The organism is Corallococcus sicarius (assembly GCF_003611735.1).
GTDB lineage: Bacteria > Myxococcota > Myxococcia > Myxococcales > Myxococcaceae > Corallococcus > Corallococcus sicarius.
Genome location: NZ_RAWG01000015.1, coordinates 1 through 13313, shown reverse-complemented (window position 1 = coordinate 13313; position 13313 = coordinate 1). Strand labels below are relative to the sequence as shown.

The following is a 13313-nucleotide window of genomic DNA, read 5'->3' as shown; positions in this document are numbered from 1 at the left end:
CGGGTCCGGCGCCGTCACGGTGCTACGAAGGCTGAAGCGACGTCAGCCCGGCTGGCAGACCTGGCGGAGGATGTCGAGCGACTCCAGCGCCTTGCCCGCGCCAATCACCACCGCGGAGAGCGGATCCTCGGCCAGGAACACCGGCAGGCCCGTCTCCTCGCGCAGCAGCGTGTCCAGGTTCTTGAGCAGCGCGCCGCCACCGGCGAGCACGATGCCGCGGTCGGCGATGTCACCGGCCAGCTCCGGCGGCGTGCGCTCCAGCGTCAGCTTCACGGCCTCCACGATGCCGTTGACGGGCTCCGCGAGCGCGTCGCGGACCTCGTCGCTGGACACCGTGAGCGTGCGCGGCACACCGGCCACCAGGTCGCGACCCTTGATCTCCATGGTCATGACCTCGTCCGTCGGGTACGCCGTGCCAATGCCCATCTTGATGAGCTCCGCCGTGCGCTCACCGATGAGCAGGTTGTACTTGCGCTTCACGTACTGGATGATCGCCTCGTCCAGCTTGTCGCCGCCAATGCGCACCGACTTGGCGAAGACGATGCCCGCGAGGCTGATGACCGCGACGTCGGACGTGCCACCGCCGATGTCGACAATCATGTTGCCGCTGGGCTCCGTCACCGGCAGCCCGGCGCCAATCGCGGCGGCCATCGGCTGTTCGATGAGGTAGACCTCCCGGGCGCCGGCGTTGGCGGCCGCCTCACGCACCGCGCGACGCTCCACCTCCGTGATGCCGGACGGGATGCCGATGATGATGCGGGGGTTCACCAGCGTCTTGCGGTTGTGCGCGCTCTGGATGAAGTAGCGCAGCATCGCGGCGGTGATTTCGAAGTCGGCGATGACGCCGTCCTTCATGGGCCGGATGGCCACGATGTTGCCCGGCGTCCTGCCGAGCATCTCCTTGGCCTCCTTGCCCACCGCGAGGACCTTCTTGCCCCCGCGCGAATCCTGCTGCACCGCCACGACCGAGGGCTCGTTGGACACGATGCCCTGACCGCGGATGTAGATGAGCGTGTTCGCCGTACCCAGGTCGATGGCGAGGTCGCGCGAAAACAGGGTGTGGAGCCAGTCGAACATACGGGGGCGGAAACTTTCGGAAGGGCCCCGAAACTTCCCAGCCCTTCAGACGGGGTGCGTTGGCGAAACTACTACGCTGCGCAATACGGAGGAAGAAAACCCGGAGCCGCCTTGGGGCTCCGCTCGCTGGACAACCAACCCCAGCGAGCACTGTGTTCCATTCTCCGCACTCCCCACCGTGCCGCCGGGAGGATGAACCGCATCCTCCCCAGGACAGCAGCCAGGCGGGCGTCAGCGCTTCACGGAGTACTTCGCGATGGCGTAGAGGGCGCGGACGCCATCCTTCCATCCAATCTTCTTGCCCTCCTCGTAGGTGCGCCCGTGGTAGCTGATGGGCACCTCGAACACGCGCCAGTTTCCGCGCGCCACCTTGGCGGTGATTTCGGGCTCGAAGCCGAAGCGGTCCTCCTCCACGTGCACGGACCGCAGCACCTCCGCACGGAATGCCTTGTAGCAGGTTTCCATGTCGGTGACGTTGAGGCCGCTCGTCATGTTGGAGAGCGTGGTGAGCATGTTGTTGAGAACCGTGTGCCAGTAATAGAGCACCCGGCGCGGCGAACCGATGAAGCGGCTGCCGAAGACGACGTCCGCTTCCCCGTCCAGGATGGGCTGGATGACGCGCGGGATGTCCTTCGGGTCGTATTCCAGGTCCGCGTCCTGGACGATGATGATGTCACCGGTGGCCTCGGCGAAGCCCCGGCGCAGCGCGGCCCCCTTGCCCTGGTTCTTCTCCTGGAAGAGCACGCGCACTTCGTTGCGGTTCTTCGGGGCCCCGCCCAACACGTCCAGTCCCTGCTCGGCCAACTGGCGCAGGAACTCGCGGCTTCCGTCCTTGGAGCAGTCGTCCACGAGGACGAGCTCCTTCGGAAAGTCGACAGCGACGCAACGGCGGAGGATTTCCGCCAGGGTGGGAATCTCGTTGTAGACGGGGATGACAAGGGAGACGAGCATGGCGACCCGCCCCTATCGCATTTCCCGGGCTCGGGCGACTCCCTTGTGCACAAAACTCAACCCCGGGCCGCCTCCCGGAGGGTGTCCAACAGGACGTCCAGGTCCTCGTCCCGGGTGAGGGGGTGGATGAGGGTGGTGCGCAGGTACGCGCCCCGTGGCAGCCGGGCCTGCACCAGGTAGAAATCCCCCCGGGTGACCAACGCCTCGCGCAGCCGGGCCTGGAGGGCATCCCACCCCGGTTCGGGCACGTGCGCGGGGGTGTGGCGGAAGCAGACGATGTTGCAGTCGGGTGGCACCGCCACCTCGAAGTCCGGGGTGGCCTGGAGCTTCGCGGCGAACCGCCGGGCCTGGTCGTAGGACGCCGTCACGGCCTCCTCGAAGAGGCGCGTGCCCAGCACGGACAGGCACGTGTACACCTTGAGGGACATCATCTCCTTGGTGCACTCCAGCGTGCGCAGGGCCACGTCGCTGTAGGGGCGCGCGTCGTCGTCGCCGTGGAAGAGGTAGCTGGCCTCCTGGGCGAAGGCGTCGAAGGAGCGCGCCCCGTCGCGGAAGAGCACCGCCGTCACCAGCGCGGGCATCAGGAGCCCCTTGTGCGCGTCCCACACCACGGAGTCCGCGCGTTCAATGCCGCGCACCTGCGCGCGGTACTTCGGGCTCAGGCTGGCGGCGGCCCCGTGCGCGCCGTCCACGTGGAACCACAGGCCGTGCGCTTGCGCGAAGTCCGCCACGGCCTCCAGCGGGTCGAAGGCGCCGGTGGTGGTGGAGCCCGCGCTGGCCACCACCGCGATGACCTTGCGCCCCTTGCGCGTGGCGTCCTGAAGCGCCGCCTCCAGCGCGTCCGGCTGGACCCGGAACCGTGCGTCCACGTCCACCGGGGTGAGGCCGCCCTCGCCAAAGCCCATGATGCGCACCGCGCGGGCCAGGCAGTAGTGCGCGGTGCGGGGGACGAGCACCGTCATGGGGGGGCCCGCGTGCGCGCCGCCGTTCCATGCATCGAAGCCGGCCTTCGCCTGCCGCGCGGCGAGCAGCGCGGTGAGGTTGCCCGCGCTGCCTCCGGAGGTGAGCACGCCCCGGGCGCTGGCGGGCAGGCCCAGGCGCGACGCCATCCACGCGAGCACGTGGTGCTCCATCGCGGTGGCGACGGGGCCCATCTCGTACACCGCCATGCCGTTGTTGAGCAGCGACGACACCGCGTCGCACAGCGCCGTCAGTGGCAGCGGCGCCGTCACCTGGTGGCCCACGTAGCGCGGGTGGTGCAGGTGGTGCGAGCCCTCCAGCACGCGCGCCATCAGGGCCGCGAAGAGTCCGGACGGCTCTTGCGAGGGCACCTCCGGGAAGGGCGTGGCGAAGCGCTCGTGGTTCACCGCCGGCGGCACCCACGGCAGCACCGGCATCGCCGCGCCCCCGCCGAGCGCCGCCTTCAGGTAGTCCGCCAACTGGTCCATCAGGGCGTGCGCGGTGGCGCGGAAGGCGTCCGGGTCGTAGGCGGCTTCGAGCGGGGTCGTCATGGCGGCGGGAGGGTAGCGGGCGGCGGGGGAACGCGCATGCGGGACGGCCGCCGCCTGGATTGACGCCAGGGGCCCCGGGCGTGCACATCTTCAGGTCGCACCCCGAAACACCCGGAGGCTTCCATGGCTGACGCGACGGTGACCATCACCTACTGCAGCGCTTGAGGCTACGCGCCCCGTCCCCCCGCTCCTCCTGAAAGGGAGCGGGCGGGCAGGGGACCGGCGGTGGGCCGGCCGGCTCACGGCGCCGGGGGCGTCCCCACCTTTGCCTCCTGAACGGCAACCGGGAGGTGACACCGATGGCTTTCGAAGACACGCCCTTCGAACGACGCTCCATCATTGGCGGGATGCGGGTCCGCGCGGCGGACGGCACGAAGCTGGGGTACGTGGCCTTCATCGGCCAGGGGCACCTGTATGTCCGGGGCTCGCCCTTCAGCAGACGGTGGAAGGAGGCCCCCCTGGACGACGTGGCCCGGGTGCTCCAGGGCGCGGTGGTGCTGCGCGAGGGCGCTACCCTCGTACTCGCGGACAGGTTGCACCACGGAGAGCTCCTGTCCATGACGCATCCGCTGGCGTTCGTTCCGGGGGCGTCACACGCGTGACTTCCAGGCCAGCGCGGCGCGCTGAAATGTGATTGAACGCGGGCCCATGGCCACCTCCATCGAAGAGCTCTCCCAGAGGGTGTCCGCGGCCTTCGCGGACCGCGCCCTCCTGAAGGACGCGGACTCCGTGTCCGCGGTGCGTGAGACCCTGGCGCGGTTGGACGCCGGTGAACTGCGCGTCGCGGAGAAGGGCCCGGAAGGCTGGCGGGTGAACGCCTGGGTGAAGGAGGCCATCCTCCTGTTCTTCGCGGTGTCGGAGATGCGGGTGATGGAGGTGGGCCCCTTCGAGTTCTACGACAAGGTGCCCCTGAAGAAGGGCCTGGAGGCGGCCGGGGTGCGCGTGGTGCCGCCGGGCACCGTGCGCTACGGCGCCTTCGTGGAGCGGGGCGCGGTGGTGATGCCCGGGTACGTGAACATCGGAGCCCGGGTCGGCGCGGGCACCATGGTGGACACCTGGGCCACGGTGGGCTCGTGCGCGCAGGTGGGCCGCCACGTCCACCTGTCCGGCGGCGTGGGGCTGGGCGGGGTGCTCGAGCCGCCCTCCGCGTCGCCCGTCATCATCGAGGACGGCGCCTTCCTGGGCAGCCGCTCCATCGTGGTGGAGGGGGTGGTGGTGGAGGAGGAGGCCGTGCTGGGCGCCAACGTCGTCCTCACCGCGTCCACGCAGATCATCGACGTCACCGGCTCCCAGGAGGTCGTCCACAAGGGGCGCGTGCCGGCCCGCAGCGTGGTCATCCCCGGAATGCGGGAGAAGGAGTTCCCGGCCGGGAAGTACATGGTGCCGTGTGCGCTCATCATCGGACAGCGCAAGGCGTCCACGGACCAGAAGACGAGCCTGAACGCGGCCCTGCGGGAGTTCGCGGTCCCGGTGTGACGGGCGTAGAAATCCGCTGGCGCGGCGGGCCCGTATAGAGCGAACCGTGATGGAACACCTGGATGACATCCTCCCCGACTGGCTGCTCGGGACCCTGGAGCCGGCCCGGCGGGACGCGGCGTCACGGCACCTGGACGGCTGTGCGCGCTGCCGGGCGGAGCTGGCCCGGCTGACGCCGGCCGTGGATGCGCTGGGGACGCTGGTCGCCCCGGAGCCGCCTCCGGCCGCCGCGCTTCCCCGGCTGATGGGCCACATGGAGGGCCCCGGCCGCTTCGCCCGCCAGGCGGAGCAGGTGGCCGCGTTCCTGGACCTGACGCGGGAGCGGGCGCTCTGCCTGCTGGAGTCCATCTCGGACCCGAACCCGTGGATGCCGGGTCCGGTGGAGGGCGTGGAGCTGATGCCGGTGGAGACGGGCCCCGCGCGCGAGGGGATGATGGCGGCCGTCGTGCGCCTGCTGCCCGGCGCGCGCTACCCGCGCCACACGCACCAGGGCCGCGAGTGGAACCTGGTGCTGGAGGGCGGCTTCCGCGAGGACAACGGCCACGAGGTGTGGCCGGGCGACGCGCTGGAGAAGCCGGACGGCTCCCTGCACGACTTCACGGCGCTTCAGGGCCCCGCGTGCATCTGCCTCACGGTGCTGGACGGCGTGACGTCCTTCGAGGAGCTGGCGGACGGGGACGCCTGACGGGCGGCGGGAGTATGTTGTCCCGCGCATGGCTTCCAACGAACTCGCCACCCGCCTCGCCCAGTCGACGCTCGAGTTGTGCCGCATCGACAGTCCCATTGGCCACGAGGGTCCCATCGCGGACCACGTCGAGGGCTGGGCGCTGCGCCACTTCCGCCGCGACGAGGTCTTCCGCGTCGGGCACACGCTGCTCCTGGGCTCGCTGGAGGACCCCCGGCCCACGGTGGCGCTCATCGGACACCTGGACACGGTGCCCATGCACCCCGGCGACGTGGGCCGCGCTCCCCGCATCGAAGGGGAGCGCGTGCACGGCCTGGGCGCCTCCGACATGAAGGGCGGCCTCGCGGTGATGATGGCGCTCGCGGAGGACCTGAAGCGGGACGCGCTGCCCGTCAACGTGGCCTTCCTCCTGTACGAGCGCGAGGAGGGTGCCTACGCGGAGAGCGGCCTCATCCCGCTGTATGAGAAGCGGCCGGACCTGTCGCGCGTGCGCTTCGGCATCGCGATGGAGCCCACGGACGGCGTGGTGCAGGTCGGCTGCGTCGGCAGCATGCAGGTGACGGTGCGCTTCACCGGGCGCAGCGCGCACTCGGCGCGGCCGTGGCAGGGGGAGAACGCCATCCACAAGGCGGGCCCGCTGCTCACGGAGCTGCTGGGGCGCGAGCGCGTGGAGGTGAACGTCGCGGGCTTCCCCTTCTACGAGGTGATGAGCGCGACGCTCGCCAAGGGCGGCCGGGCGCGCAACGTGGTGCCGGAGGCGTTCGAGCTGAACCTCAACTACCGCTTCGCCCCGGGCAAGAGCGTGGACCAGGCGAAAGAGGACGTGCTGGCGCTGGTGGCGGGCCGGGCGGAGGTGGAGTTCACCGACGCGTCGCCCAGTGGTCCGGTGGCCGCGGGCAACCCGCTCTTCCAGCGGCTGATGTTGCTCACGGGGCTGCCCGCCGCGTCGAAGCAGGCGTGGACGGACGTGGCGCGCTTCGGGGAGTGGGGCGTGGACGCGGTGAACTTCGGGCCCGGTGAGACGGCGCAGGCGCACCAGCTGCACGAGAGCGCGCCCATCCCTCCGCTCGCGGTGGCGTACGAGAAGCTGGCCGCGTTCCTCAAGGGCGCGGTGTAGCGGCCTGTTGTCACCGTGTGCTCCGGGGCCGGATTCTCGGCCTCGCGCGGGCCGCGGTTGCGCGTGCATTCGTTGGGTGGAGTGCATCTGCACGTGCGTGCATGCGTGCACTTTGCGTGGATGCGCGTACGATCCAGGAAGTAAACCCCCTGGAGGTAGTTGATGACGGCAGAGACCCGAGTGCAGGACACGAACGAGACCCAGTCGCAGTCGAACACGGCGCAGCTGGCCGGTGAGGCGACGTCCGCCACGCCGTCGCGCCGCCGCTCCGCCGGTGCGCGCAAGGGCGCCCGCAAGGCCGCGCCCCGCCGCAGCACGGGCGCCGCGAAGCGCGCGACCACCAAGCGCACCACGGCGAAGAAGGCCGCTGCCAAGCGTCCCGCCGCGAAGAAGGGCGCCGCCAAGCGCGGTGTCGCGAAGAAGGCCACCGCGAAGCGTGGCGCCGCCAAGAAGGCCACCGCCAAGCGTGGAGGCCGCACGTCGCCGGTCCGTCGCGCCGCCGCGGGCCGCACCGCGCGCAAGACGACCGCCGCGAAGCGTGGCGGCACCGCGCGCAAGACGACCGCTCGCAAGAGCCCGTCGCGTCGCACGACGCGCCGCTAGGACCTGGCGGGCGGACCGGGGGAGGTGGCCGTCCCGTGCAGGGATGCGCAACCCCCCGCGCCGCGACGGGCGTGCCCGCGTCACGGGGTCATGGCCCACGCAGGTGGGTCATTCCTGTTTCGCAAGGAAGTGCAATTCTTCGTGCCTCGCCGGTTGTACGTGGAGTTGGGTTCTCGACATCGCTACAAGGTCGCGGATCCAACGAGGTGCACGTATGTCCACGGCGCGACGCAAACAACCCTTCCAGCTGCCGGACTTCTACGTTCCCTGGCCCGCACGACTGAATCCCCATCTTGAAGCGGCGCGCGCGCATACCAAGGCGTGGTCGTACGAGATGGGCATCCTGGGGCCGCCGCGGGATGGGACGCAGAAGGAGGTCTGGAGCGAGCGCCGCTTCGACGGGATGGATTACGCGCTGCTCTGCGCGTACACGCACCCGGAGGCGCCTGGCCCGGAGCTGGACCTCATCACGGACTGGTACGTCTGGGTCTTCTACTTCGACGACCACTTCCTGGAGGTCTTCAAGTACTCGCGGGACATCGCGGGCGGTCAGGCGTACCTGGACCGGCTCCCGCTGTTCATGCCGCTGGACCTGTCGCGCACGCCGCCGGAGCCCCAGAACCCGGTGGAGCGGGGGCTCTGGGACCTGTGGCAGCGCACCGTGCCCTCCATGTCCATGGAGTGGCGCCGCCGCTTCTTCGAGAACACCCAGCACCTGCTCGATGAGTCGATGTGGGAGATTGAAAACATCAGCGAGGCCCGCGTCTCCAACCCCGTCGAGTACATCGAGATGCGCCGCAAGGTCGGTGGGGCGCCCTGGTCGTCGGACCTGGTGGAGCACGCCGTCGCGGAGATTCCGGCCCGCGTCGTCCACAGCCGCCCCATGCGCGTCTTCAAGGACACGTTCTCCGACGCCGTACACCTGCGCAACGACCTGTTCTCCTACGAGCGGGAGATTTTGGAGGAGGGTGAACTCTCCAACGGCGTGCTGGTGGTGGAGAAGTTCCTCGACTGTGACACGCAGCGCGCCGCGGACCTGGTCAACGACCTGCTGACGTCCCGGCTCCACCAGTTCGAGACCACCGCGGCGACGGAGCTGCCCTGGCTCTTCGCGGAGTACGGCCTCAACCCGGCGGAGCAGGCCCAGGTGATGCTGTACCTGCGCGGGCTCCAGGACTGGCAGTCCGGCGGCCACGAGTGGCACATGCGCTCCAACCGCTACATGAACCAGACCGCCGGCCGCGAGGGACGGGAGCTGTCCATCCCCCTCCCCGCCGGCCTGGGCATGTCCGCGCTGCGGCTGCCCCTGACGTCTGGCGGGCTGGGCCTCACCCGCATCAAGAGCTTCTCCCACGTGCCCCGTCAGCACGTGGGCCCGGTGAAGCTGCCGAAGTTCTACATGCCGTACAGCACGTACCTGAGCCCCCACCTGGAGCGCGCGCGACGCAACTCCAAGGACTGGGCGCGGCGGATGGGGATGCTGGACGAGCTGCCGGGCGTGGGGCTCTACATCTGGGACGACCACAAGTTCGACGTCGCGGACGTGGCCCTCTGCGGCGCGCTCATCCACCCGGACGCCACCCCCGAACAGCTGGACCTGACGGCGTGCTGGCTCGTGTGGGGCACCTACGCGGACGACTACTTCCCCGCGCTCTACGGCTACACCCGCGACATGCCGGGCGCGAAGGTGTTCAACGCGCGCCTCACGCAGTTCATGCCGGACGACGTGGAGACCGCCAACGCTGGTGTGCCCCTGAACCCGGTGGAGGTGGGGCTCGCGGACCTGTGGAAGCGCACGGCCGGCCCGCTCTCCGCCTACGGGCGCAAGCTGTTCCGCAAGGCCATCCAGGACATGACGGAGAGCTGGATCTGGGAGCTGAACAACCAGCTCATCAACCGCGTGCCGGACCCGGTGGACTACGTGGAGATGCGCCGCAAGACGTTTGGCTCGGACCTCACCATGAGCCTGTCGCGGCTGTCCAAGGGCGACGCCATCCCGGAGGCCGTGTTCAAGACGCGCACGATGCGCGGGCTGGAGAACTCGGCCGCAGACTACGCCTGCCTCGTCAACGACATCTTCTCCTACCAGAAGGAGATTGAGTTCGAGGGCGAGCTCAACAACGGCGTGCTGGTGGTCCAGAAGTTCCTGGACGTGGACAAGGACAGCGCCGTCCTCGTCGTGAACCACCTGATGACGGCGCGGATGAAGCAGTTCGAGCACCTGGTCGAAAAGGAGCTGCCGGTCATCATCCGCAGCTTCGACCTGGACGCGAAGGCGCAGGAGAAGCTGCACCAGTACGTGGTGCAGCTCCAGCAGTGGATGGCGGGCATCCCCCAGTGGCACGCGGCGGTGGACCGCTACAAGGAAGCCGAGCTGCGCGACGCGGCGACCCCCAAGCTCAAGACGGGCAACCTCGCCGGCCTGGGCATGGCCGCGACGCGCGTCGCCGAGCTGTTCAAGCGCGCGCGCTCCGATTCTTGAAGGCATCAAGCAGGCACTGACTTCTTCAACTCTTCAATTTTCAACTCAGGGAAGGCTGACCCATGTCCATTTCCAAGACGCACGATGAGAACTCACTGAGCCTCGGGACCGCGGCGGCGCGCCAGCTGGCGACGACGACCAAGTCCGAACCGCAGATGCAGGGCATCTCCTCCCGGTGGCTCTTGAAGCTGCTGCCGTGGGTGCAGGTGTCGGGCGGCACGTACCGCGTCAACCGCCGCATGAGCTACGCGGTGGGCGACGGCCGGGTGACGTTCACCAGCACCGGCGCGAAGGTGGTGGTCATCCCGCAGGAGCTGGGCGAGCTGCCCCTGCTGCGCGGCTACGAGGACGTGGAGGTCCTCACGGCCCTGGCCAGCCGCTTCGTGCAGAAGGAATACAAGGCGGGGGACATCCTCACGGAGGCGGGCAAGGAGGCGGACTCCATCGTCCTCATCGCCCACGGCAAGGTGAACCGGATTGGCGCCGGCAAGTACGGCGAGCCCACGGTGCTGGAGACGCTGGCGGACGGCGACCACTACAGCTACCAGGCGCTGCTGGAGTCGCAGGACTTCTGGCAGTTCACGGTGAAGGCCGTCACGCCCGTCACCGCGCTCATCCTCCAGCAGTCCGCCTTCGAGGCGGTGGTGGCCCAGGCCCCGTCGCTCCACAAGCACATCGAGACCTTCAAGGCGCTCGCGAAGAAGAAGCAGGACACGTCCGGCCAGGCGGCCATCGAGCTGGCGTCGGGCCACCACGGTGAGCCCGTGCTGCCCGGCACCTACGTGGACTACGAGACGGCGCCCCGCGAGTTCGAGTTGAGCGTCGCGCAGACCGTGCTGCAAATCCATACGCGCGTCGCGGACCTCTTCAACGACCCCATGAACCAGACGCAGCAGCAGCTGCGGCTGACCGTGGAGGCGTTGAAGGAGCGCAAGGAGCACGAGCTCATCAACAACCGCGAGTTCGGCCTGCTGCACAACGCGGACCTGAAGCAGCGCATCCACACCCGCCGCGGCCCGCCGACGCCGGACGACATGGACGAGCTGCTGGCCACCGTGTGGAAGGAGCCGTCGTTCTTCCTGGCCCACCCGCGCGCCATCGCCGCGTTCGGCCAGGAGTGCAACCGCCAGGGCATCTACCCCACCAGCATCGACATGAACGGGAACATGATCCCCGCGTGGCGGGGCATCCCCATCGTGTCCTGCAACAAGATCCCCGTCACCGAGTCGCGCACCAGCTCCATCATGCTGATGCGCGTGGGAGAGAAGAACCAGGGCGTGGTCGGCCTGCACCAGGCGGGCATCCCGGATGAGATTGAACCCAGCCTCAACGTCCGGTTCATGGGCATCAACGAGAAGGCCATCATGAGCTACCTCGTCACCGCCTACTTCTCCGCGGCCGTCCTCACGCCGGATGCGCTGGGCATCCTGGAGAGCGTCGAAATCGGTCGCTCGTAGTCCCAGGCCCCCCGCAACCCCAGAGGACTCTTCATGGCCAATCCCATCATCCACACCGGCGACACCGAACACTCCAGCCTGGGCACGGCCGGTGCCCGCCAGCTGGCGACGACGACCAAGTCCCAGCCGCAGATGCAGGGCATCACCCCGCGCTGGCTGCTGCGCATGCTGCCGTGGGTCCAGACCAACGGCGTGTTCCGCGTCAACCGGCGCCTCACCTACTCCGCGGGCGATGACCGCCTGAACTTCAGCAACATCGGCGCGAAGGTGGAGGTCATCCCGCAGGAGCTGCTCAAGCTGCCGCTCTTGCGCGGCTTCGACGGCGACGAGGAGGGGCTGACGGTCCGCGCCCTCGCGAGCCGCTTCGTGCAGAAGGAATACAAGGCCGGTGACTCCATCGTGGAGGCGGGCCAGCCCGCGGAGCACGTGTTCCTCATCGCCCACGGCAAGGCGTCCAAGCTGGGCACGGGCAAGTACGGCGACCCCGTCGTCCTGGACACGCTCGCGGACGGCGACCACTTCGGTGATGCGTCGGTGGTGGAGTCCAACGACGTGTGGCCCTTCACGGTGAAGGCGACCACCGCCTGCATCGTGCTGTCCCTGCCGCAGCAGGTGTTCGAGTCGCTCATCCTCCAGGCCCCGGCGCTGAGCGCCCACGTGGCGCGGTACAAGGCGCGCCTGAAGTTGCCCCAGGACAAGGCGGGGCAGGCCGCCATCCCGTTGACCGCGGGCCACCACGGTGAGCCCGTGCTGGCGGGCGGCTTCGTGGACTACGAGCTGAAGCCCCGCGAGTACGAGCTGAGCGTGGCGCAGACCATCCTCCGGGTGCACACGCGCGTCTCGGATCTCTTCAACGACCCCATGAACCAGACCGCGGAGCAGTTGCGGCTGACCACGGAGGCGCTGAAGGAGCGCAAGGAGCACGAGCTCATCAACAACCGTGAGTTCGGCCTGCTGCACAACGCGGACCTGAAGCAGCGCATCAACACGCGCAGCGGGCCGCCGACGCCGGATGACATGGACGAGCTGCTGTCGCGCCGTCGCAAGTCACGCTTCTTCGTGGCCCACCCGCGCGCCATCGCGGCCTTCGGCCGGGAGTGCAATCGCCGGGGCCTCTACCCGACGCCCGTGAACGTGCACGGCCAGATGCTGAACGCGTGGCGCGGCGTCCCCATCCTGCCCTGCGACAAGATCCCCATCTCCTCCACGCTCACGAGCTCCATCCTCGTGCTGCGCACCGGGGCGGATGACCAGGGCGTCATCGGCCTGCACCCCCCGGCCCTGCCGGACGAGGTGGAGCCGGGCCTCTCCGTGCGCCGCATGGACATCAACGACAAGGCCATCACCGAGTACCTGGTGAGCACCTACTTCTCCGCGGCCCTGCTCGTCCCCGACGCGCTCGGCATCCTGGAGAACGTCGAAATCGGAGGCTGACGCGGGCCCTCCTCCCGCGGGTGACTAGTACTTCACCCGCAGGAGGAAGATGTCGCCGCGCAGCGGCCTCAGCTTGTCGACGCCGAAGTCGGTGACCCGGTCGGTGTGGCCGTACAGCACCGCGTCGCCGTCCGGCATCAGCGCCACCGCCGGCACCGCCTCCACGCCGTACAGCTCGCCTCGGGCCTCCGGGGCGACGCCCAGGAAGAGCCGCGCCACCAGGGGCTGCCCCGCCGCGTCGAAGCGCTGGGTGAACAGCTGCGCTGAACCCAGGCCGTCCTGGTTCGTGGTGCCGTTCTCCAGCCACGAGTACGTGTAGCCCACCGTCAGCACCTCGCCGGACGCGTGCACCGCCACGCGCTGCACCTGGGCGTCGGTGCCCAGGTCGCGCGCCCCGCGGGTGACTAGTACTTCACCCGCAGGAGGAAGATGTCGCCGCGCAGCGGCCTCAGCTTGTCGACGCCGAAGTCGGTGACCCGGTCGGTGTGGCCGTACAGCACCGCGTCGCCGTCCGGCATCA

The 13313-nt window shown here is 69.4% G+C and carries 12 protein-coding genes; 8 read left to right on the top strand and 4 right to left on the bottom strand.

Annotated elements, in window-relative coordinates; translation table 11 throughout:
- Positions 1–42: 42 nt before the first annotated feature.
- The 3 genes from D7X12_RS03830 to D7X12_RS03820 form a co-directional block, all read right to left on the bottom strand.
- Positions 43–1077, bottom strand: coding sequence for a rod shape-determining protein (locus tag D7X12_RS03830; protein WP_014400170.1), 1035 nt, complete (start codon positions 1075–1077; stop codon positions 43–45).
- A 231-nt stretch (positions 1078–1308) separates the two neighbouring features.
- On the bottom strand, positions 1309–2028 hold the full coding sequence (locus tag D7X12_RS03825; protein WP_120623905.1) for a glycosyltransferase family 2 protein: 720 nt from the start codon (positions 2026–2028) through the stop codon (positions 1309–1311).
- Positions 2029–2084: 56 nt separating this feature from the next.
- Positions 2085–3539 carry a pyridoxal phosphate-dependent decarboxylase family protein gene (locus D7X12_RS03820; protein WP_120623904.1) on the bottom strand — a complete coding sequence of 485 codons (1455 nt, stop codon included), beginning with the start codon at positions 3537–3539 and terminating at the stop codon, positions 2085–2087.
- Between the two features lie 299 nt (positions 3540–3838).
- Here D7X12_RS03820 and D7X12_RS03815 point away from each other — a divergent pair, with 299 nt between their 5' ends.
- The 8 genes from D7X12_RS03815 (at position 3839) to D7X12_RS03780 (ending at position 12793) form a co-directional block, all read left to right on the top strand.
- Positions 3839–4141: a hypothetical protein gene (locus D7X12_RS03815; protein WP_244224332.1), complete on the top strand. Its 303-nt coding sequence runs from the start codon at positions 3839–3841 to the stop codon at positions 4139–4141.
- Positions 4142–4187: 46 nt separating this feature from the next.
- On the top strand, positions 4188–5015 hold the full coding sequence (locus tag D7X12_RS03810) for a 2,3,4,5-tetrahydropyridine-2,6-dicarboxylate N-succinyltransferase (RefSeq protein ID WP_120623902.1): 828 nt from the start codon (positions 4188–4190) through the stop codon (positions 5013–5015).
- A gap of 49 nt (positions 5016–5064) precedes the next feature.
- Positions 5065–5700 carry a cupin domain-containing protein gene (locus D7X12_RS03805; protein ID WP_120623901.1) on the top strand — a complete coding sequence of 212 codons (636 nt, stop codon included), beginning with the start codon at positions 5065–5067 and terminating at the stop codon, positions 5698–5700.
- A 28-nt stretch (positions 5701–5728) separates the two neighbouring features.
- Positions 5729–6817 carry a succinyl-diaminopimelate desuccinylase gene (dapE, locus tag D7X12_RS03800; RefSeq protein ID WP_120623900.1) on the top strand — a complete coding sequence of 363 codons (1089 nt, stop codon included), beginning with the start codon at positions 5729–5731 and terminating at the stop codon, positions 6815–6817.
- 162 nt (positions 6818–6979) lie between these two features.
- Complete coding sequence (locus D7X12_RS03795) at positions 6980–7420, top strand: histone (protein WP_120623899.1); 441 nt, start codon at positions 6980–6982, stop codon at positions 7418–7420.
- 214 nt (positions 7421–7634) lie between these two features.
- Complete coding sequence (locus tag D7X12_RS03790) at positions 7635–9902, top strand: family 2 encapsulin nanocompartment cargo protein terpene cyclase (RefSeq protein ID WP_120623898.1); 2268 nt, start codon at positions 7635–7637, stop codon at positions 9900–9902.
- A 62-nt stretch (positions 9903–9964) separates the two neighbouring features.
- The gene (locus D7X12_RS03785) at positions 9965–11359 is read left to right on the top strand and encodes a family 2B encapsulin nanocompartment shell protein (RefSeq protein ID WP_120623897.1); all 1395 of its coding nucleotides are present in this window, start codon (positions 9965–9967) and stop codon (positions 11357–11359) included.
- A gap of 33 nt (positions 11360–11392) precedes the next feature.
- Positions 11393–12793 (top strand): family 2B encapsulin nanocompartment shell protein, encoded by a 1401-nt coding sequence (locus D7X12_RS03780; RefSeq protein WP_120623896.1) that lies wholly within the window; start codon positions 11393–11395, stop codon positions 12791–12793.
- Between the two features lie 24 nt (positions 12794–12817).
- Here the strand turns inward: D7X12_RS03780 and D7X12_RS03775 are convergent, their stop codons facing one another.
- Entirely contained in the window at positions 12818–13150 is a 333-nt protein-coding gene (locus tag D7X12_RS03775) for a hypothetical protein (protein ID WP_147443512.1), read from the bottom strand.
- Positions 13151–13313: the final 163 nt, after the last annotated feature.

Coding starts and splice junctions, on each gene's coding strand:
- D7X12_RS03830 (WP_014400170.1), bottom strand. CDS start 1,077: ATGTTCGACTGGCTCCACACCCTGTTTTCGCGCGACCTCGCCATCGAC.
- D7X12_RS03825 (WP_120623905.1), bottom strand. CDS start 2,028: ATGCTCGTCTCCCTTGTCATCCCCGTCTACAACGAGATTCCCACCCTG.
- D7X12_RS03820 (WP_120623904.1), bottom strand. CDS start 3,539: ATGACGACCCCGCTCGAAGCCGCCTACGACCCGGACGCCTTCCGCGCC.
- D7X12_RS03815 (WP_244224332.1), top strand. CDS start 3,839: ATGGCTTTCGAAGACACGCCCTTCGAACGACGCTCCATCATTGGCGGG.
- D7X12_RS03810 (WP_120623902.1), top strand. CDS start 4,188: ATGGCCACCTCCATCGAAGAGCTCTCCCAGAGGGTGTCCGCGGCCTTC.
- D7X12_RS03805 (WP_120623901.1), top strand. CDS start 5,065: ATGGAACACCTGGATGACATCCTCCCCGACTGGCTGCTCGGGACCCTG.
- dapE (WP_120623900.1), top strand. CDS start 5,729: ATGGCTTCCAACGAACTCGCCACCCGCCTCGCCCAGTCGACGCTCGAG.
- D7X12_RS03795 (WP_120623899.1), top strand. CDS start 6,980: ATGACGGCAGAGACCCGAGTGCAGGACACGAACGAGACCCAGTCGCAG.
- D7X12_RS03790 (WP_120623898.1), top strand. CDS start 7,635: ATGTCCACGGCGCGACGCAAACAACCCTTCCAGCTGCCGGACTTCTAC.
- D7X12_RS03785 (WP_120623897.1), top strand. CDS start 9,965: ATGTCCATTTCCAAGACGCACGATGAGAACTCACTGAGCCTCGGGACC.
- D7X12_RS03780 (WP_120623896.1), top strand. CDS start 11,393: ATGGCCAATCCCATCATCCACACCGGCGACACCGAACACTCCAGCCTG.